16 protein-coding genes and 1 pseudogene are annotated in these 20,567 nt (G+C 59.8%); 15 read left to right on the top strand and 2 right to left on the bottom strand.

Going from position 1 to position 20,567, the window contains the following annotated elements:
* The first annotated feature begins 441 nt into the window (after positions 1-441).
* The 3 genes from IT775_RS19535 to IT775_RS19525 all read left to right on the top strand — a co-directional run bounded on the left by IT775_RS19535 (position 442) and on the right by IT775_RS19525 (position 5,359).
* Complete coding sequence (locus IT775_RS19535; RefSeq protein WP_212702925.1) at positions 442-1,533, top strand: TRAP transporter substrate-binding protein; 1,092 nt, start codon at positions 442-444, stop codon at positions 1,531-1,533.
* Positions 1,534-1,695: 162 nt separating this feature from the next.
* Positions 1,696-2,691 (top strand): TRAP transporter small permease subunit, encoded by a 996-nt coding sequence (locus IT775_RS21520; RefSeq protein ID WP_343231168.1) that lies wholly within the window; start codon positions 1,696-1,698, stop codon positions 2,689-2,691.
* Positions 2,692-2,701: 10 nt separating this feature from the next.
* Complete coding sequence (locus tag IT775_RS19525) at positions 2,702-5,359, top strand: TRAP transporter large permease (protein WP_212702923.1); 2,658 nt, start codon at positions 2,702-2,704, stop codon at positions 5,357-5,359.
* Positions 5,360-5,469: 110 nt separating this feature from the next.
* Here the strand turns inward: IT775_RS19525 and IT775_RS19520 are convergent.
* A pseudogene (locus tag IT775_RS19520) lies at positions 5,470-5,616 on the bottom strand (IS3 family transposase); the annotation flags it as partial.
* Between the two features lie 147 nt (positions 5,617-5,763).
* On the opposite strand from IT775_RS19520, the gene IT775_RS19515 reads away from it, so the two are divergent.
* The 5 genes from IT775_RS19515 to IT775_RS19495 all read left to right on the top strand — a co-directional run bounded on the left by IT775_RS19515 (position 5,764) and on the right by IT775_RS19495 (position 10,747).
* Positions 5,764-6,888, top strand: coding sequence for an extracellular solute-binding protein (locus IT775_RS19515; protein ID WP_212702922.1), 1,125 nt, complete (start codon positions 5,764-5,766; stop codon positions 6,886-6,888).
* Positions 6,881-8,029: an ABC transporter ATP-binding protein gene (locus IT775_RS21675; RefSeq protein ID WP_425519565.1), complete on the top strand. Its 1,149-nt coding sequence runs from the start codon at positions 6,881-6,883 to the stop codon at positions 8,027-8,029. The genes IT775_RS19515 and IT775_RS21675 overlap by 8 nt, the downstream gene beginning before the upstream one ends.
* Positions 7,968-8,903 carry an ABC transporter permease gene (locus tag IT775_RS19505; protein WP_212702921.1) on the top strand — a complete coding sequence of 312 codons (936 nt, stop codon included), beginning with the start codon at positions 7,968-7,970 and terminating at the stop codon, positions 8,901-8,903. The genes IT775_RS21675 and IT775_RS19505 overlap by 62 nt, the downstream gene beginning before the upstream one ends.
* Positions 8,900-9,763: an ABC transporter permease gene (locus IT775_RS19500; protein WP_212702920.1), complete on the top strand. Its 864-nt coding sequence runs from the start codon at positions 8,900-8,902 to the stop codon at positions 9,761-9,763. Before IT775_RS19505 ends, IT775_RS19500 begins: the two co-directional genes overlap by 4 nt.
* 75 nt (positions 9,764-9,838) lie before the next feature.
* Positions 9,839-10,747 carry a sugar phosphate isomerase/epimerase family protein gene (locus IT775_RS19495; RefSeq protein ID WP_212702919.1) on the top strand — a complete coding sequence of 303 codons (909 nt, stop codon included), beginning with the start codon at positions 9,839-9,841 and terminating at the stop codon, positions 10,745-10,747.
* Positions 10,748-11,024: 277 nt separating this feature from the next.
* Here the strand turns inward: IT775_RS19495 and IT775_RS19490 are convergent, their stop codons facing one another.
* Positions 11,025-11,978: a GlxA family transcriptional regulator gene (locus IT775_RS19490; RefSeq protein WP_212702918.1), complete on the bottom strand. Its 954-nt coding sequence runs from the start codon at positions 11,976-11,978 to the stop codon at positions 11,025-11,027.
* A 97-nt stretch (positions 11,979-12,075) separates the two neighbouring features.
* On the opposite strand from IT775_RS19490, the gene IT775_RS19485 reads away from it, so the two are divergent.
* The 7 genes from IT775_RS19485 to IT775_RS19455 all read left to right on the top strand — a co-directional run bounded on the left by IT775_RS19485 (position 12,076) and on the right by IT775_RS19455 (position 20,526).
* Positions 12,076-12,969: a beta-keto acid cleavage family enzyme gene (locus IT775_RS19485; RefSeq protein ID WP_212702917.1), complete on the top strand. Its 894-nt coding sequence runs from the start codon at positions 12,076-12,078 to the stop codon at positions 12,967-12,969.
* A gap of 59 nt (positions 12,970-13,028) precedes the next feature.
* Positions 13,029-14,579 carry an ABC transporter substrate-binding protein gene (locus IT775_RS19480; RefSeq protein WP_212702916.1) on the top strand — a complete coding sequence of 517 codons (1,551 nt, stop codon included), beginning with the start codon at positions 13,029-13,031 and terminating at the stop codon, positions 14,577-14,579.
* Between the two features lie 105 nt (positions 14,580-14,684).
* Entirely contained in the window at positions 14,685-16,196 is a 1,512-nt protein-coding gene (locus tag IT775_RS19475; protein WP_212702915.1) for a carnitine 3-dehydrogenase, read from the top strand.
* Positions 16,193-17,155 carry an ABC transporter permease gene (locus IT775_RS19470; RefSeq protein ID WP_212702914.1) on the top strand — a complete coding sequence of 321 codons (963 nt, stop codon included), beginning with the start codon at positions 16,193-16,195 and terminating at the stop codon, positions 17,153-17,155. The genes IT775_RS19475 and IT775_RS19470 overlap by 4 nt, the downstream gene beginning before the upstream one ends.
* A gap of 3 nt (positions 17,156-17,158) precedes the next feature.
* Positions 17,159-17,980 carry an ABC transporter permease gene (locus IT775_RS19465; protein WP_212702913.1) on the top strand — a complete coding sequence of 274 codons (822 nt, stop codon included), beginning with the start codon at positions 17,159-17,161 and terminating at the stop codon, positions 17,978-17,980.
* 10 nt (positions 17,981-17,990) lie between these two features.
* A complete protein-coding gene (locus IT775_RS19460) occupies positions 17,991-19,613 on the top strand; it encodes an ABC transporter ATP-binding protein (protein ID WP_212702912.1) in 1,623 nt (540 codons plus the stop codon).
* A 4-nt stretch (positions 19,614-19,617) separates the two neighbouring features.
* On the top strand, positions 19,618-20,526 hold the full coding sequence (locus tag IT775_RS19455; RefSeq protein WP_212702911.1) for an alpha/beta hydrolase: 909 nt from the start codon (positions 19,618-19,620) through the stop codon (positions 20,524-20,526).
* The last annotated feature ends 41 nt before the right edge of the window (positions 20,527-20,567 follow it).

Genomic DNA, 20,567 nt, shown 5'->3' with positions numbered 1-20,567 from the left:
GCATCGACGAACTCATGCCCTGGAACTTCGCGGTCGCGTCAAGCCGCGCCGCGTAGGGGATCGCCGAGGCGCTTACGATTGAGCTGTCTGGTTTCGAAATCAACGGGCGACAGCATGCCGTTGTTCGTCCGTCAGCCAAAGTTGATTGCTCATCATGCTCACATCAGTTCTGGGGCTTCAATCGCGCAGTAGTGCCAGCCTCAAGACAACTAATGGGTCCTGAGCCCAGGCAATACATTCAAACATCGCTCTCGACAGGTGATGAGGTTGATCATTTGATGAGCGACGAACGCGCCTCAGTTACGCGATATCTGAACCTTACGAACAGCATTGTTGAAATATTCCTATTTAATAATATCGTGAGGGTAGATTCCAACGCGTCGACGGGGCGGCGTGCTGGGGTAAGCCAATAACAAACCCCGCCCAAAGGGAGGAGATAATATGGATCGCCGTAAATTTCTGAGGACGGCTGCCGTCGGGACCGCCGGGGCTGCAGCGCTTGCCGCGCCAGCAGTGAATGCCCAAAGCGCCAAGACGATCACGATCGTTTCGACTTGGCCGCGGGACTTCCCGGGTCTGGGCCTTTCGGCGCAACGTCTGGCCGAACGGATTCCGATCGTATCGAACGGCGCACTGCGCACGGAGTACTTTGCTGCCGGTGAGCGCGTCGGCGCATTCGACGTTTTCGATGAAGTCGCCAGCGGAAATTCGCAAGCCTACATCGCTGCAGATTACTACTGGACCGGTAAGCATCCTGCCTGGGCCTACTTCACCTCGGTGCCGTTCGGCATGACCACGCCCGAGTGGAACGCCTGGATCAAGTTTGCCGGCGGCCAGGAACTCTGGGACAAGCTCGGCGCCGAATTCGGCCTCAAAGCCCTGCCTTGCGGTGCCACCGGCGCACAGGCCGGCGGCTGGTTCAATAAGGAAATCAACTCGCCCGACGACCTGCAGGGCCTGAAGATGCGTATCCCGGGTCTTGGCGGCAACGTGATGTCCAAGCTCGGTGCCTCGACCGTTTCGCTGCCGGGTAGCCAGATCTACGAAAACCTCGTGTCTGGCGCGATCGAAGCAACCGAATGGGTCGGTCCGTACAACGATTACTTCATGAAGTTCTATGAAGCCGCCAGCTACTACTACACCGCTGGTATGCACGAGCCGGGCGGCGGTCTGGCCTTCGGCATGAACAAGTCGTGGTGGGAAAGCCTGTCGGAGTACGAACAGGCCGTGATCACCGCCTGCTGTTACGAAGAACACGCAGCCCAGCCCGAGGAAGCTTCGGCGCTGAACGGCGAGTATCTGCAGCGTCTGATCGACGATCACGGTGTGCAGGCGCGTCAGTTCAACGACGACGTCTGGGATGCCTTTGGCATGGCCGCGGAGGAAGTGTTCGAGGAAACCCGCGATCACTCGCCGCTGGCGGCAGAGATCAACGACCAGTACCAGGAAAAGTTGCGCGAGATCGCAGGCTGGCGTGCGGCTGCAGAGGTCACCTACTCGAACCAGCGTAACCGGATCTTCGGCCTGAGCTGATTCGACGGGACACGAGATTGGCAGGATCCGGCCATTTCGTCGGTTCCTGCTTACTGCCCGCAACCGGTGCTCGAGCGGGCTAGAAATACGGCAAAATCGGCCCAAGCATGACGTCCGTGCACGTGAAGATGACTTGGCCGGAACAAAATGAGGGGGAGTGCAGTGGGCGATTCAACAAATGACGAAATCCTCTCGCCAATCGGAAAACCCGCACCTGTCGTGCGTTTCATTGGCTGGGCTTCGCTGGCGGTGTTGGCTGCGTTTCTCGTGAACAACATCCTGATTGTCTGGTTTGATTTTCCGACGCTAGTGTCGGTGTTAGATGGCGGTGATGCCCGGGTTTGGGGCAGCTTGGCGCTCTACGTGATCAGCCTTGCCGGCGCGGGGTGGTGGGTGATCAGCCGGTCCGACAACGCATTGCGTCACGAAGCTCGCAAGATCAGCGATTTCAACGCCTACCTTATCCGGGCTTGCTTCTTTGCTATCCTGTTCGTCGGAATAGCCGATTTCGTCATTGCCTTCCTGAGGGTCGAGAACCTGCTCACCGGGTTGTTCGGCGAAACTGCCGCAAAAAACCTGCTGCGTGCCCGGTTCGTTGGGCCGTATATTCATTTCCCGCTGATCATTGTCGCATTCGTGGTGGCGCGGTTCTCGCGGACTCTCGGTTTCCAGTGGCTTGCTCTGCTTATCGTGGCGGCGGAACTTCTGATCGTCATCTCGCGCTTCGTTTTCTCATATGAACAGGCCCTGATGGGCGATCTGGTGCGCTACTGGTATGCAGCTCTTTTCCTGTTCTCATCCGCGTATACCCTTCTCGAAGAGGGGCATGTCAGGGTCGATGTGCTTTATGCAGGCTTCAAAACGCCGACCAAGGGCAAGGTGAATTCGATCGGCACGATCCTGCTCGGGATGACCACTTGCTGGGTCATCATCGCGATCGGCATGGGATCGTCCCACGCGATCATCAACGCACCGATCAAGAATTTCGAGGTCAGCCAAAGCGGAACCGCTGGCATGTTCATCAAGTACCAGATGGCCGGTTTCCTCGCTGTTTTCGCGGTCACCATGCTGATTCAGTTCGTGAGCTACCTCTTCGAGGCCGTCGCGGATGCCCGCTCTGAGCCGGGACACAAAGAACACGCCGGCGCGTCGGCCTGAGGTTTAGATAATGGAACTCTTCTTTCTCATTCTGCTTATCGGCATCATGGCTGCCGCGCTCGGCTCGGGCTACCCGGTGGCGTTCGCCTTGCCCGGTGCCGCGATCATATCGATCTTTCTGGCTGCCGGTGCGGGATATCTCCTCGCCGGCAACGTGGACGCGTTTTTCCACTCCGGCGGGCCATCGCAATGGCTTACGGCGGGTGTGACCAACCTGCGCGGTGTCTATTTCGAGGTTGAAAGGGATACGCTTATCGCGATCCCGCTCTTCATCTTCATGGGCATCATGCTGCAGCGCTCGAAGATCGCCGAGGACCTGCTGGTCACGATGGCCCAGCTTTTTGGCCCCGTGCCCGGCGGCCTTGGCATCACCGTGGTTTTCGTGGGGGCGCTTCTCGCTGCAACCACAGGCATCGTGGGTGCCACCGTGGTTGCGATGGGGCTGATTTCGCTCCCGGCAATGCTGCGCAACAACTATTCCCAGACGCTTGCCACGGGCACGATTGCCGCCTCCGGCACGCTGGGGCAGATCATTCCGCCCTCGATCGTTCTCATCATTCTTGCCGACCAGCTGGCGAGCGCCTCTGATCAGGCCTCGACGCTGCGTAAGGTGCTGTACAAGGACGCTACCGGCGAACTGTCCATGCCAAGCGTGTTTGATGTCGCCTCGGCCAGCGCGGGTGAGATGTTCCTGGGGGCCTTTGTGCCGGGCATTCTGCTTGTCCTGCTCTACATGGCATTTATCCTTGTCTATGCGATCATCCGTCCGAAAATGGCCCCTGCGGTTCCGTACGAAGGCGAGCGTGGCGGCAAGTTCTGGGGCAATGTGGCGCTGACGCTGATTCCGCCGCTGACGCTGATCTTCCTCGTGCTGGGATCGATCATCGCGGGCGTCGCCACGGTGAACCAGGCTGGCGCCATCGGTGCTGCAGGCGCTCTGATCATGGCTGGCTACCGGCTACCGGAACAGAAAAGCCTGTCGACCTTTGTGCCCGCGATCGCCAGTATCGCTGCGCTGTTGATGATTACCTTCGCGCTCTCCAGCTATCAGATGAACATCAAGGCGCTTCTTTCCAGTGGCGGCGACATGACCGGCATCTGGATCGGGGCGATTGCCAGCGTGGTTCTGGTGGTTTCGCTGATCTGGTCGGGTGTCCGCGTTCTGCGTATCGAAAACACGATGCAGGAAGTGATGGTCGAAACCGCGAAGACCTCATCGCTTGTCTTCATCATCCTGCTTGGCGCCGCGATGCTGACCGCCGCTTTCCGCGCGTTCGGTGGCGAAGAGTTGGTGCGCGATTTCCTCAACTCGCTGCCCGGTGGCTTCTGGACACAGTTCATCATCGTGATGCTCGTGATCTTCATCCTTGGCTTCTTCCTCGATTTCATCGAGATCGCCGTGGTTGTCGTGCCGATTGTCGCGCCGATTCTGCTGGCGCAGCCCGATGCCAACATTACTGCCGTCTGGCTGGGTGTCATGATCGGTCTCAACATCCAGACCTCGTTCCTGACGCCACCCTTCGGCTTTGCGCTGTTCTATCTGAGAGGCGTGGCGCCGGCTGTCGTGAAGACGATCCAGATCTACAAGGGCGTGATACCCTTCATTTTGCTGCAACTTACGGCTCTTGGGATCGTGGGTTACTATCCTCCTCTGGTAAATTACCTTCCGACCCGCGTGTCGTTGCTTTCGGAAAGCGCACCTCCGCCGCGCAATCCCAAGCTTCAAATCTGCCTTGAGGACTATGTCCACGAGCAACTGAAGACAAACAAGGACAGTGTTCTGGGCGCCATTGCGGCGGCGCGATCGCTCGACTATTCGATGCTGCCAGACAAGATGGTGCGTGATCTTTCGGGTGCTTACGACGCCGCCGATAGCGCGATAACGACCCTTGACGAGGTTTGGCAGAGTAACGCCAAGGTCGAAGCCGCCGCACCGGAGTTCCGCCCGCAGCTAAGCGCGGTTCGCGACATTCAGGGCGAGATTCGAGATCTCGAGCGGCAGTCGGAAGAAATTCGCGAAAATATCCGGTTCCTCGATGTCGAGGAAAACCTGGAGACCATAGCCGTTGGCGAGGCCCGTCGTGACGAGATTGCCGCGCAGATCGAGGCCCTCCAGGCCGAGATCCCAGACAGCTGGAAGGAAACATATTCCAACTTCAGCGCTCTTCTGAACGCCGAGAGCAAGGCGCGAACGATCTACCGCCGGAATGCGGACCGGTCGGTCGAACCGGTTCGGGAATTCCTGGCCGTGCTCGACGCCAACGACGCGTTTGTTGCACTGGAGGGGCAGCTGGCGGGATTGGAACAGACCATCCAAACGGCTGATCCGAAGGCTGCTGAAGATGCGATCAAAGAAGTCGGGAGCGCGTTCAACGCGGTGAACGGAGCGCGGTCCGTCAACTCGGCTCTGTCTAAGGCTCGCAGTAAGATGCGCAAAGGCGACCGGGAGGCTACTCTGAAAGAGTGGCAGTCCGCGATGGAAGCCTTCGCGGAACAAGTCACTTGGCGCGGCGTGGCGAAGGAGCGTTTGCGGCCCGGATTGGAAGCGTATCTTGACAGTATGGCCGAGACCCTCGGCGCACGTCAAAACGAGCACCTGACCCGTGCTCAAGCGCTCTACATTGCCCGTTGCAGCGCTGATCACCGCGACTTGTCGCTTCACTTCTGAGTGGTGGAGCGAAAAGGGGAGGCGCGGCTTCGCCGTGCCTCCCCTGATTTGACGGGTTATTCAAAAATGACCTGGCCCTGAAAACCGGGTAGTGAGGTGCCCCTAGTTTCCTAGACACCTGCCTTGTTCAGATTGAGCTGTCTGGTTTCGAAATCAACGGGCGACAGCATACCGTTGTTCGTGTGCTTGCGTTTCGGATTGTAGAACATCTCGATATACTCAAACACGTCCTGCCGTGCGGCTTCGCGGGCCGACCATCCGATTTTCGGGGGGTAGCTCAAACCCCCGGTCAACTTGATTCACAAAAACAATACCATTCCTTCACATATGTTTTGCTCGAGAGCTCTAAGAGATCGTGGGAGAGCAATCGGACCTATGATGGTCACAGAAGCGGGCATATACGCATGAAGACAAACACATACAGCCGTCGCACATTATTGCGCGGTGCTGCAGCTACGGTTTTGGCCTCTCCCTTCGTGGCTGGACCTGGTTTTGCAAGGTCCAGCTCCGGAGAATTGCGCATCGCGGCATGGGCCGGCTATGTTTCCCCCGAAATGCTGGCAGCCTTTGAGCAGGACACCGGGATCAAGGCAAGCTACACACCCTATGGCACCAATGAGGAAATCCTCAGCATGATGCGTGTCAATCAGGGCATGGGCTTTGATGTGATCTGGCCGGCACTGGACCGGGTGCCGAACTATGTCGACGACAACCTGATCCAGCCGATCAACGAAAGCCGGGTTGAATGGGACCGCTGCATCGAGAGTGCAATCAAAAGCTCTGAAACGCTGGGCGCGGTAGTGAATGGAAAGCGCTACCAGGTTCCGACGGATTGGGGGACAGAGGCGCTGGCATACAACACCGAAAAGCTTTCGTTGGATTATGGCACCGCATCCTACGCGGACTTGTGGAAGCCTGAGCTTGCCGGAAAAGTCACGGTGCGCGGCCATTCCGCGCTGGTGGGGCTGGCGCTATGGCTAGAGCAGGAAGGCAAGCTTCCGCGTCCTTTCTTGGACAGCTTCACGGATGCCGAAGCGATGCGCGCGAACTATGATGTCGTCCTAGCCGAAGCAGTGGCGCGCAAGGCGACGATCGCTCAGTTCTGGAGTAATCAGAACGAAGCCCAGGGAGCTTTCAGAACCAATGGGTGCATTCTAGGCCAGACTTGGGACTCTACCGCCGCCGGGCTCAAGGAGGAAGGCCAGCCGATCAGCTATCTAGCCCCTAAAGAGGGGGCGCTGTCTTGGATGGAGGGTATTTCGCTGCCGGTCGGCGCCGAGAACATCGAGCAGTCCTATGCTTTCATCAACTGGATGCTGACCGCCAAAGCCGGGGCAATGTATGCCAGCCATGCAAAGGTAAACACCACTGCCAAAGGGGCAGACGCCTTCCTGCCGGAGGAAATGAAGACCTTCTTCCAGACCGCTTATCCAGCGGATGCGATCAACAATCTGTGGTGGTGGCCGGTTCAGGAGAACTGGTTCGTTGAACTGCGCGGAGAATATCAGGACAAGTTTCTCAGTGCTTGATACTTTGCTCTCGGAAAAGGCCGGGAATGCGGCAGGCGATATGCTCGTCGCATCCGGCTGCCCGCCAAGTGCCGTACGGCTTAGTGACGTTGAAATGGATTTCGGCGGCACTCAGGCCATCAAGCGGCTGTCTCTGGACGTAAAAAAGGGTGAATTCTTTTCGATCCTTGGTCCATCGGGCTGCGGCAAAACAACATTGCTGCGCTTGATTTCTGGCTTTTTGCAGCCCACCGCCGGGCAGGTGTTCATTAATGGCCGTAACATGCTGAGCGTGCCGTCAAATAAACGGGCGACCGCGATGATTTTCCAGTCGCTGGCCTTGTTTCCTTTTATGACTGTATGGGAAAATGTCGCGTTTGGGTTGGAGGCGCGAGGGGTCGGAAAGTCTGAACGACGGCGCGAGGCGGAGCGGCTGCTGGAGCTTGTCGCGCTGCCGGGCTACGGTGCTCGGATGCCCAGCGAGCTGTCCGGCGGGCAGCGGCAACGCGTCGCGATTGCACGTGCTCTGGCGATCAAGCCCGAAGTCCTGCTGCTGGACGAGCCCTTGTCTGCCTTGGACCTGAAGCTGCGCCAGCATATGCGGACCGAATTGCGCGATCTGCAAAAACGTACTGGCGTTACATTTTTCTATATCACCCACGATCAGTCCGAAGCATTGGCAATGTCTGACAGGGTGGCGGTGATGAATGCGGGGGCCTTGCAGCAGGTTGGCACACCGCAACAGCTTTACAGCCAGCCCGCTACCCAGTTTGTGGCCAGTTTCGTCGGCGAAACAAATGCCATCGCGGGTGTTGTGGTTAGCTCCGCCAGCGGAACCGCGGTTCTGGATGGCCCGGACGGTAGATTTACTGGGCGCTGCCTTGCCGGTTTGCAGCCCGGTATGCGGGCATGCCTGTATGTCCGGCCGGAAGCCCTGAACCTGGAGGCTAATGGCTATGAAAACAGCCTGCCTCTGACGATGGAGCGCTTCGATTTCGAAGGTGCTTTTGCCATCGCCAAGGCGGTGGTTTCCGGGGGCACGGAGCCGCGGCAGATCTCTTTGACCATTTCCCAGAGAAACCTATCCGAAGCGCCGGCCGTTGGCGCGGCCTTCCGGGCGGGTTTCTCTTCGCAAGATGCGATCATTTTGCCAGATGACTGAGATTTTCCAGCGTTTCGGCAAGCCGCTTGGCGGCTGTTTTGTGGTTCTTGTCCTGCTCTGGCTGGCGGGGATGGTGCTGGTGCCCGGGATCTTCATGATCAATTCATCGCTGCGCCCGCATCTGCCGCCCCCTTTGCGCGGTGGAGATCAGGATGTCTACCTTTTTGATAACTTTGCCTATCTTATCAATCACTCAAATCACGGGCAGATTTTTCTGAAAACAGTTTGGTCCAGCGCCTTGGTTACAATGGCCACGCTGCTGCTGTGTTATCCGGTGGCCTATTGGCTGGCCCAGGTGGCGAGCAAGTGGCAGATGCGGGTGATGCTGGTCCTGATGCTGGTACCCTATCTGATGAACGAGGTGCTGCGCGGTCTTGCCTGGTACATCATTCTGGCTTTGGCCGGACCGTTGAATGCGGGGCTGATGGCTCTGGGGCTGCTTGATGAGCCGGTGCGCTGGTATGGCGACGGCGGTGTTGTGGCGGGCATGGCCTATGCCTATGTGCTGTTCATGCTGTTTCCCATCTGCAACGCGATCGCCACGTTGGAGAAGGATCAGATCAGCGCCGCCCGTGATCTTGGCTCCAGCGCCTGGCGCATCCATTGGCGGATTGTGCTGCCGCATGCCAAGGTTGGTGTCGCGACCGGCTGCGTCTTTGTCTTCATGATGGCAGCGGGCAGTTACGTGGCTCCGGCCCTGCTGGGGGCCCCGGGCAGCCGCTGGTTCACCCAGATTGTCTATGAATGGTTTTTCGAAATCGGAAACTGGAACCGGGGTGCGGCCTATGGTGTGGCCCTGATGGCAATGTGCCTGAGCGTTGTGTTGGGGCTGCTTGCGCTGTTCCGCGTGAACCTGACGAGTGCAATCAAATGACCAAAGCAACCATGGCTGCATCTGCCAAGATCATGATGCCTTCCTTTTCCAAGGCGGGATTGCTGGCCGGGCTCAGATCCCTTGCCGCGCGGTTCTACTTATTGGCATTTATCGGGTTCTTGCTGGGTCCGCTGCTGATCCTGGGCCTTGCGGCTTTCAACGATAGCAGTTTTCCGACAGTTTCGCCGTGGCAGGGAAGCACCTTGAAATGGATCGTGGCGCTGTTCCAAGATGGGGAAATCGGACGTGCGCTGGTCAGTTCGGGGATCATCGCAGCAGGGGTGATCCTGGTGTCGCTTCCGGTAGGTGTCGCTGCTGCGTTTGTACTGACCAGCCTGCATGGGCGGGCCCGCAGCTTTGCCTATGCGCTTATGGTGTCCCCGATGCTGATACCGGGAATTGTAATCGGGATCTCCACACTGTTGTTCTGGCGCAAGTTGGGCGTGAACGGCGGCTATTTCCTAACTATTCTGGCCCAGTCGAGCTTTATCATTTCATTTGTCATGCTGATGGTCGTGGCGCAGCTGCAGCGGTTCGATCGGACAATGGAGGACGCGGCGCTTGGTCTGGGGGCATCCCAGCTGTTGGTGTTCCGCCGCATCCTGCTGCCCTATCTGCGTCCGGCGTTGTTGGCGGCCTGCTGCCTCGCCTTCCTGCAGTCGTTTGAAAACTACAACACCACGCTGTTTGTCCGCGGTACCGAAACCCCCTTGACGGTCTTTATTGCAACCAAGGTCCGGACCGGGCTGACGCCGGTGATCAATGCTTTGGGCTTGGTGCTGATGGCCAGCACAATCTTGGGAGCGGTGCTGTGGGAATTCTGGCTGCGGCGGCGTGGGCGGGTCGCAAAAACGGCGTGACGCCCGGCCTGCTGCGGCAGGCCTGCTGCGGCAGGAAAGCATATCTCGAAAAATACATGAGTAAAGGTTCTAACCTTGGAAAAACACGGCATTTTTGGGGTCGGCATGTCCACCCGACTGCGCGACGGGAACCTGTCAGATCTGGGCGCGGAATTGGACAATTTGCAAGGGCTTGGAGTTGACCTGATCGAACTTTCTGCCTTCGATTTCGATCTGATTATTGGTGGTAGACTACGTCAGTCGCAGCTGAAAAAAATTCTGGATATCTGCGGGGGCCGCGAAGTCCCGTATTCCGTACATGGTCCTTTGGCCTTGAACTTCATGGATATTGAAGACCGCTTGCCGAAGCATTTCCAACTGCTGGAAGTGTTCCTGGATGTCGCGGAGGCGCTGGAGGCCAAGCATTTTGTACTTCATGCGGGCATGACAATGGAGAACGATCCGGTTCGGCAAAGAGACGCTTATCTCCGGCAACGCGAATGGCTTTTCAAAGCTGGTGACGCTGCCGCCGCACGGGGGCTCCATCTGTGCGTTGAAACGCTCTTTGAGCATGACGGCTGGATTCACACTCCAAATCCCTGCCAACTGGCCAAGGAACTTGCTGCAATCGATCACTCGCACGTCTGTGCAACACTGGATTTCGGTCACAGCTATATCAAATTGGATGCTGAAAACCGGCGCGGTGATTTGGTTGCAGAATGTGCCGCGCTGGCACCCTATGCGCGGCACCTGCATGTCCACGATTGTTTTGGACGTCAGGACGATATGTGGGCATATACCGATAGTGAGCGCCTGGCCCTGGGGCTAGGGGATTTGCACCTGCCGGTAGGGTGGGGGGATATTCCCTGGACGAAGTTGATGGACGCATGTGTCTTCCCCGCTGGAGCGGTCATGAACATAGAACTGAATCCCCGGTTCTCCGAAGATGCGTCGGAATGTTTGAAAGCAACGCGCATCTTGTCGGAGAGAATTCGAACATTCTAGGCTGGAATCAACGGCTACAAGCGTGCGCTAGAAGACTTTGCCCGGCGCGCAGATCACGACACAGAGATGAAGCCAGCCCTCGTGGGGTTTGTTATCGTGATGCCCGTCACCCAGACCTGATCCGGCGCAGAGGTCTGAAACTGCTGCAACCGTGCCATCTGCTCGTCAGTCAGTTACTAGAGATTGCTCATCACGCCCCTTCAGTTTGGGGCTTGAAACACGCAGACAATCCAGCCTCAAGCATGTTAACGGGCCCTGAGCCCGACAGATAGAGTTGCTAGAAGGGCGTATCGCGCTGCGCGTTGCGGCGGGTATCCATCAGCGTCTGTCCAAAATGCCTTCGGAATGCACGAGAGAGGGTAGCTGCTGAGGCGAAACCCGTTTGTGCCGCGATCGCATGCACCGGCAAACTGGTTGCCGACGCAAGGTTCTGCGCCCGGGCCAACCGGACCGAACGGTAATATTCCCCGGCCGTGACGCCCAGTTCGCGTTGGAACATCCTGTCCATCGTGCGCAGCGAGACCCCGGCCCACCCGGCAATATCGGCGAGGGGTTTGGGGTCTTCGATATGACGCAGCATTTCGCGCACGGCACGGCCGAGGCGTGGTGAAAGCGCGCTGCTGGCGGTCCGCTGCTTTTCGGCGCTGTCATAGCGGAACAGGGTGCTTACATCGTAGGCCAACGCATCTCCGGCGTTGGCGCGGATCACTTCGAGGATCAGCGACATGGCCGAGGTCGCCGTTCCGGCACTCATGCGATCGCCCTGGATCACATGGCCGTCGGACACGGCCTCGACATGGTGGAATTCCTCTTCGAAGGCATCGAATTCGTGCCAGTGGACGGTGGCGCGCCGCCCGTGCAACAGTCCGTTGCACGCCATGATCCAGGCCCCCATGTCCAGCCCGATCACGGTTTCCGCCCGCCTTGCCGCTTCCCGGATGGCGGCGCGCACTTGGGATTTTGCGGCGTGTTCGCGTGCGCCGTATCCGGCCACCAGCACCAACATCCCGGTATTCGTATCTGCTTCGGACAAGGCTTTGTCTGCCTGCAGCTGCAACCCCGACGAACTGCGCGCGGGAGCGCCGTCTATGGTGGCAATCTGCCATTCGAACAGGTTACGCCCCGACAGGTTGCGAGCCGCCCGCAGCGGTTCCACGGCATTGGCCAGCACCATATTCGAAAAGCCATCGAACAGGACGAATGTCAGATGGATTGGTAAATTTGGCGTCATAGGCAAATAGTATGGCGGATACGGCAAAATAGAAAGAGAATTTCGTGTCTAGGCTATCCGTCATCGGAACCAATTTTAGAGATTCGGAGGCGCAACCTTGAACTGGGATGCATTTATTACCTGTGCTGTGACGGGATCGGGACAAAGCCACCTGAAAAGCGACAAGGTGCCCGTGACACCTGCACAAATTGCGGCGGCCTGTGTCGAGGCGGCGCAGGCGGGCGCGGCGGTGGCGCACGTGCATGTGCGAGACCCTGAAACCGGCGCGCCGTCGCGCGATCCGGCGCTGTATCGCGAAGTCGTGGCCCGCGTTCGCGACAGTGGCACCGATGTCATCCTGAACCTGACGGCCGGTATGGGCGGCGATATCGTTCTGGGATCGGCCGAGGCGCCGCTGCCGTTGAATCCGGACGGCACGGATATGGTGGGCGCCACCGAACGGTTGGTGCATGTCGAGGAACTGCTGCCCGAAATCTGTACATTGGATTGCGGCACAATGAACTTCGCCGAGGCGGACTACGTGATGACCAACACGCCCGGTACCCTGCGGGCAATGGCCAAGCGCATTCAGGATGCCGGTGTGAGGCCCGAAATCGAAGTATTCGACCTGGGGCACCTCTGGCTGGCGAAAACGCTGGTCGAAGAGGGGCTGATCGACGATCCGGTTCTGATCCAACTTTGCATGGGCATACCCTATGGTGCGCCGAACGATCCGAATTCGTTGATGGCCATGGTCAACAACATCCCGGACGGATGGGTCTATTCCATGTTCTCGATCGGACGCATGCAATTGCCCTATGCCGCGCAGGCGGTGTTGGCGGGCGGGAATGTTCGCGTGGGCCTGGAAGACAATATCTGGCTGGAAAAGGGCGTTCTGGCGACGAATGGCGATCTGGTCGAACGCACGGCCAACTTGCTGTCGGCGATGAACGTGTCGTTGATGACGCCCGCGCAGGTGCGGGAGAAACTGAAATTGAAGAAGCGCTGGTAAGGCGCCGTTTATCACAAGTTTGGGGCACTCGAACCCCAGAACCAAAGGGAGAGAAGACCATGACACTGACCCATCTTGACCGCCGCGGATTTCTGCGCGGCACGTCTGCTGCGGCGCTTGCCTTGGGGGTCGCCCCCAGGGTATTTGCCCAGCCTGCACCGCAAAAGGGCGGTCATGCGCGGATCGGCCATTCCGGCGGGGCGACCTCGGACAGCATCGATCCGGCGACCTACACCGGTGGGCCGGTGGTGACGGCCATGCTGGGCGGTGTCTGCAACAACCTGGTCGAAATCGACGAAAACGGCGCGGCCAAACCCGAATTGGCCGAGGAGATCACCCCCAGTGCAGATGCAAAGACATGGACTTTCAAACTGCGCAAGGTCAGCTTTTCCAACGGCAAACCGCTGACCGCAGCGGATGTCATTGCGTCTTACAATCACCACCGGGGCGAAGAAACGAAATCGGGCGCCAAGGAATTGCTGAAGGATGTGGTGGATATCCGCGCCGATGGCGATCATGTGGTGGTGTTCGAACTGGGGTCGGGCAATGCCGATTTCCCCTTTGTCGCGGCGGATTACCACCTGCTGATCATGCCTGCCGATGCCTCGGGCAAACTGGATTGGAAATCCGGGATCGGCACCGGCGGCTATACGCTGGAAGAACATGAACCGGGTGTGCGTATCCGCCTGAAGCGGCGGGACGACTATTGGAAGGAAGGCCGCGCCTGGTTCGACGAGGTGACGCTGCTGACCATCAACGACCCGACCGCACGGCAAAACGCGCTTGTCACCGGCGAAGTGGAGATCATCAACGGTGTTCCCACGAAGACGGTGCACATGCTGAAACGCCGGCCGGGGATCGAAACGGTGGAAGTCACCGGATCGGCACACTTCCCGTTCCCGATGCATTGCGATTCCGCACCGTTCAATGACGTGAACGTGCGGTTGGCCCTGAAACACGCCATCAATCGCGAAGAGATGGTCGAGAAAATCTTGCGCGGTCATGGCACCGTGGGCAATGACACTCCCATCGGTCCGGCCTACCGGTTCTACAACGCCGAACTGGAACAGCGAAGCTATGACCCTGACAAGGCCAAGTTCCACCTGAAACAGGCCGGAATGGATGCGCTGGACGTTACCCTGTCGGCGTCTTCCGCGGCCTTTTCCGGCGCGGTGGATGCGGCGGTGCTGTTCCAGGAATCTGCGGCAAAGGCCGGGATCAAGGTGAATGTGAAGAACGAACCGGCAGATGGGTACTGGTCCAACGTCTGGCTGAAGAAACCCTTTTGCATGAGCTATTGGAACGGTCGCCCGACCGAGGACTGGATGTTCTCGATGGTCTATGCGGACGGGGCAAGCTGGAACGAAAGCCATTGGTCGAATGAACGGTTCAATGCCCTGCTGAAAGAGGCGCGGGTGGAACTGGACGACGCCAAGCGTGCCGAGATGTACGGCGAGATGCAGCAGCTTTGCCGCGACGATGGCGGGTCGATCATCCCGATGTTCTCGAACTTCATCGATGGGAAATCCGAGCGTATCCAGCATGGCAAGCTGGCCTCGAACCGCTTCCTCGATGGCTGGAAAGCCGTCGAACGCTGGTGGATGGTCTAAGCGCATCCGCTGCCCCGTCGCCTGTCGGCGGCGGGGCGATACATTTTCTTTTTCTTCGACTTCGTCGCCTTTGGGCGCCGGTCCCTCTGTAGCAATAGGATTGCAATGTCTGTGACACTCAAGAAAGCCGCCTGTATCGGTGGTGGCGTCATCGGTGGCGGCTGGATCGCCCGGTTCCTGCTGAACGGCATCGACGTGGCGATTTACGATCCCCATCCCGAAGCGGCGCGGATCGTCGGGGAGGTGCTGGAAAACGCCCGCCGCGCCTATGGCAAGATGATACAGGCCCCGGCGTGCCCCGAAGGTGTGCTGACCTTCCATGACGACCTGGCCAGCGCGGTGGCCGATGCCGACTACATCCAGGAAAGCGTACCCGAGCGGCTTGACCTGAAACACAAGGTGATCGCCGAAGTCGAAGCGGCCGCCCGGCCCGATGCCTTGATCGGTTCGTCCACCTCCGGGTTCAAGCCGTCGCAACTGCAAGAGGGGATGATCCATCCCGAACGCCTGTTCGTGGCGCATCCGTTCAACCCGGTCTACCTGATCCCGCTGGTGGAACTGGTGGGCAGCCCCGCCAATGACGAAGCCGCCCTGGCCCGCGCCGCCGGCATTCAGCGCGAAATCGGGATGTTCCCGCTGCGGGTGCGCAAAGAAATCGACGCCCATATCGGGGATCGCCTGCTGGAAGCGGTCTGGCGCGAAGCGCTGTGGCTGGTGCATGACGATGTCGCCTCGACCGAGGAAATCGACGACGTCATCCGATATTCCTTCGGCCTGCGTTGGGCGCAGATGGGCCTGTTCGAAACCTATCGCATCGCGGGCGGCGAAGCCGGGATGAAGCATTTCATCGAACAGTTCGGCCCGGCGCTGAAATGGCCCTGGACCAAGCTGATGGACGTGCCGGAGATGACGGACGAGCTTGCCGGCAAGATCGGCGATCAGTCGGATGCGCAATCCGGGCAGTATTCGATCCGCGAATTGGAACGCATCCGCGACGACAACCTGATCGGCATCTATCAAGCGCTGAAAGCGCAGGACTGGGGCGCGGGGCAGAGCCTGCGGCAGATGGAGGAACGCTTCTTCGAGCGGGCCAAAGACACGGCTGTCCGGGAAACCCCGGACTATACGAGGCCTTTGGTCTTGCACAAAACGCAAGTCTCGGGCGAGTGGCTGGACTATAACGGCCACATGACAGAGTTCCGCTATCTTCAGGTGTTCGGCGATGCGACCGACGCCTTTCTGGGCCACATCGGCATGGATGCCGGGTATCGCGCGGCGGGGCGGTCGGTCTACACGGTGGAAACCCATATCCGCCACCTGTCGGAAACCAAGGCGAACACGCATATTTCCGTACGCACAACCGTTCTGGGCCACGATGCCAAGCGAATCCGTCTGCATCACGAGATGGTTGACGAGGCAGGAAATGTTCAGGCGACGGCCGAACATATGCTGATGCATGTGGATACGGCGGCAGGGAAGGCCGCGCCGATGGCCTCTCCGCTGACCGAACGCCTGGCGCAACTGTCCCCCGGTCAGCGCGGGATCGCCGCCCCGGCGCATGCGGGCCAGCCGATCCGCGACATTGGCTGGCCGGTTAGGGAAGTGGAGGCAACATGACGCTACACCCGCTCGTCTCGATGATCCTGCACAGGCTCGCGCTTGGCCTGCTGACACTGTTCGCCATATCCCTGTTCATCTTTTTTGCGATCGAACTGTTGCCCGGCGATCTGGCCGAGGAAGTGCTGGGCCAATCCGCCACCCCCGAAACGGTCGAGGCGTTCAGGCGCGAACTGGGGTTGGATCAACCCGCGATGCTGCGCTATTTCAACTGGCTGGGCGGCGTCGTACGGGGCGATTTCGGAACGTCTCTGGCGAATGGCCGGGACATCGCCGAATTGCTGGCGGGGCGCTTCGCCAATACGCTGTTCCTGGCCATCTATGCCGCCGCCATCGCGGTTCCTCTGTCGATCACGCTGGGCCTGCTGGCCGCTTTGTACCGCGGAAGCTGGTTCGACCGCGCGGTGAACATCCTGACACTGACCTCGATTTCGTTCCCGGAATATTTCGTGGCCTATATCCTGTTGCTGTATTTCTCGGTGACGTGGGGGCTGTTCCCCTCGATCGCGGATTTCGGCAGCGATGCGGATTTGTCCACGATGCTGTTCCGGACCTTTCTGCCTGCCTTGACGCTTGTGCTGGTGGTCACCGCCCACATGATGCGGATGACACGTGCCGCGATCATCAATCTGTTGGCGCAACCCTATATCGAAATGGCCCGGCTCAAAGGCGCCTCCCCGGTCCGGGTCATCCTGCGGCACGCGCTGCCGAACGCGCTGGCCCCGATTGTCAACGTGGTGGCCTTGAACCTGGCCTATCTGGTGACGGGGGTGGTGATTGTCGAAGTGGTCTTCGTCTATCCCGGCCTGGGGCAGCTGATGGTGGACTCGGTCGCGAAGCGGGACATCCCGGTCGTGCAGGCCTGCTGCCTGATCTTTGCCGGTATCTACATTCTTCTGAACCTTGGCGCCGACGTGCTGGCCATCGCCACCAATCCGCGCCTGATGCACAGGAAGTAATCCATGACATCGATTTCGCTTAAATCCGTACCTCTGACAGCGCTGTTCGGGATCGTGGTGATCACCGGCTTCCTGCTGACCGGCTTGTTTGCCGATCTGCTGGCCCCCTTTGCGGAGACCGAAATCGTCGGGATGGAGTTCGAACCCTGGGGCGGCGATTATCTGCTGGGCACCGACAATCTGGGCCGGGACATGCTGTCGCGGCTGATCTTCGGGGCGCGCAATTCCATCGGGATCGCATTGGCCACGACCGTTCTCGCCTTCACCATCGGCACTGCGCTTGGGTTGCTGGCTTCTGTCCTGGGCGGGCTGACCGATCAGGCGCTGTCGCGTCTGGTGGATATGCTGATCGCGATCCCCTCGCTGGTGTTTGCGTTGCTGCTGCTGTCGATTTTCGGCACGTCGATCCTGATGCTGGTCCTGATCATCGCCATGTTGGAAATGACCCGTGTGTTTCGACTGTCCCGCGCAGTCGCGATGAACGTGGTGGTGATGGACTATGTCGAGGCCGTCCGGCTGCGCGGTGAAGGGCTGGGCTGGCTGGTCCGGCGCGAAATCCTGCCCAATATCATGGCCCCGCTTGTGGCCGAGTTCGGCCTGCGTTTTTGCTTCGTCTTCCTGGCGATTTCGGCCCTGTCCTTTCTGGGGCTGGGGATACAGCCGCCCACAGCGGATTGGGGGTCCATGGTGCGGGACAACGCGGCGCTGATCACTTTCGGCGACATCACCCCGCTTCTGCCCGCCGGTTGCATCGCCCTTCTGACGGTTAGCATTAATTTCGTTGTGGACTGGATGCTGCATCGCGCATCCGGCCTGAAAGACTGAGGGCGATCCGATGAGCGACACTCTTCTGACCATTCGCGATCTTCGGATCGAAGGCCGGCAAGGCGATATCTGGCAGCCGATCATCAAGTGCGTGGATCTTGACCTGCGGCGCGGCGAGGTGCTGGGCCTGATCGGAGAATCCGGGGCGGGCAAATCCACGCTGGGTCTCGCGGCGATGGGATATTCGCGGGACGGGACGCGGATTTCGCAGGGCAGCGTCACCTTCGATGGCATGGACCTGCTGGGGATGAGCGAGCGCCGCCGCCGCGGGCTGCGGGGCAAGCGCATTGCCTACGTGGCGCAATCCGCAGCGGCGTATTTCAACCCCGCCCATCGGCTGATCGACCAGTACGCCGAAGCGCCGACCAGCATCCACCGCCTGATCCCGCGCGGGCAAGCCGAACAGGAAGCGCGCGAAATCTACGCCCAGCTACGCCTGCCGAACCCGGACGAGATCGGTTTCCGGTATCCGCATCAGGTTTCCGGCGGCCAATTGCAGCGGGCGATGACGGCAATGGCCATGTCCTGCAAGCCGGACCTGATCATCTTCGATGAACCGACCACGGCGCTGGATGTGACCACCCAGATCGAAGTGCTGGGCGCGATCCGCGACGTTGTCAGGGAACTGGGGACCGCCGCGATCTATATCACCCACGATCTGGCGGTGGTTGCGCAGATGGCCGACCGCATCAAGATCCTGCTGCGGGGCGAAGAGGTCGAGGAACAACCGACCCGCGACATGCTGGCCGCCCCGAAGGAGGAGTATTCCAGATCGCTCTGGGCGGTGCGCAGCTTCACCTCCGAGGAGAAAAGCGCCCCCGCGTCGGATGAGGTGCCCGTGATACGGGTTCGGAACGTCACCGCAGAATACGTGCGCGGGGCGCCGGTCCTCGACGATGTCAGTTTCGACATCCATGCCGGTCATACGGTGGCCGTGGTGGGCGAAAGCGGGTCCGGAAAATCCACCACCGCGCGGGCGATCACCGGGCTGCTGCCGCCGGTCGCGGGGGCGATCGAACTGGATGGCGCAGCCTTGCCCGCGCAACTGGCGGCGCGCAGCAAGGACGAGCTGCGGCAGGTTCAGATGATCTATCAATCCGCCGATACCGCGCTGAACCCAAAACAGACCATCCGGGAAATTATCGGCCGTCCGATCCGGTTTTATCTGGGACTGCGCGGCAAGGCGCAGGAAGAGAAGATCCGCGAATTGCTGTCAGCGATCGAACTGGAACCGGACCAGTTCATCGATCGCTACCCCGCGGCCCTGTCGGGCGGACAAAAGCAGCGGATCGGCATTGCCCGCGCGCTGGCGGCAGAGCCGCGCTTCATCATCTGCGACGAGGTGACCTCGGCGTTGGACCAACTGGTGGCCGAGGGCATCCTGCGGTTGCTGAAGCGCCTGCAGGAAGAACGCGGGCTGGCCTATATGTTCATCACCCACGATCTGGCGACGGTGAAGGCCATCGCCGATTATGTGGTGGTGATGCAGAAGGGGCGCGTGGTTGAACAGGGCCCCAAGGGACAGATGTTCTCCCCGCCGCACCACCCCTACACCAAACTGCTGCTCAGTTCGGTCCCCGAAATGGACCCGGACTGGCTGGACACCACGATACAAGACCGCAAGAAAGGCTGAGCCCATGCAGATCACCGACCCCGAAGTGCTGCGCTTCATTGCTGACACCGAGGCCGCCTATCCCGCCGAGGCGAATGGCGCGACGGCCGAGGATAATCGCCGCATGTACGATGCCATGTGCGACATCTTTCGGGCACCGCGTCCCGCGGGCCTGCCTGTCCGGGACGAAATGGTCGCGGGCGTGCCGGTGCGCCGCTACAGCCCCGAAGGATCCGCCGGCCGGCCTTTCCTGCTTTATTCCCACGGCGGCGGCTACGTCGTCGGCGGCCTGGACAGTCACGACGATGTCTGCGCGGAACTGGCGGTGGCGACGGGATGCGAGGTGGTTTCGGTCGATTATCGTTTGGCGCCCGAGCATCTGTTTCCCGCCCAGATCGACGATGTCGCCGCCGTCTGGCAGGCGGAAACGGCAAATGGCCGGTCCGGGATTGCGATCGGGGACAGCGCGGGCGGGAACCTGTCCGCTGCGCTGTGTTTCCGTATGCGGCGGATCGGAGGAACCGTGCCCTTGGCGCAGGTGTTGATCTATCCCGGGCTTGGCGGGGATATGGATGCGCCTTCCTATACCGAAAATGCCGAGGCACCGCTGCTGCGTACCCAGGACCTGAAAGGCTATGCCGATATGATCACCGGCGGCAATGCGGAAATTCGGCGTTCAAACCCCGAGGCCTCGCCGCTGCGCGCCGCGAGTTTCGAGGGCCTGCCCCCGGCCTTTGTCGTAACCGCCGATGTCGATCCGATCCGCGATGACGGTCCCGCCTACCAGGCGGCGCTTCAGGCCGCAGGCATCCGGGCCGATTGGCGCAACGAGCCGCAACTTGTTCACGGGTATCTGCGCGCCCGGCATTGCAGCGAGCGTGCGAAGAGAAGTTTTGGGGCGATTTGTGACTGGATCAACCGTTTCTTGGCTTAGGGTCTGGCCCCGTTAACCGGCTTGCGGTCGTTTTGTTCGCG

The sequence above is a fragment of the Thalassovita aquimarina genome (genome assembly GCF_018219815.1).
Lineage (GTDB): Bacteria > Pseudomonadota > Alphaproteobacteria > Rhodobacterales > Rhodobacteraceae > Thalassobius > Thalassobius aquimarinus.
Note: the sequence above shows the minus strand (reverse complement) of the source record. Positions and strands in the feature narration are given on the sequence as shown.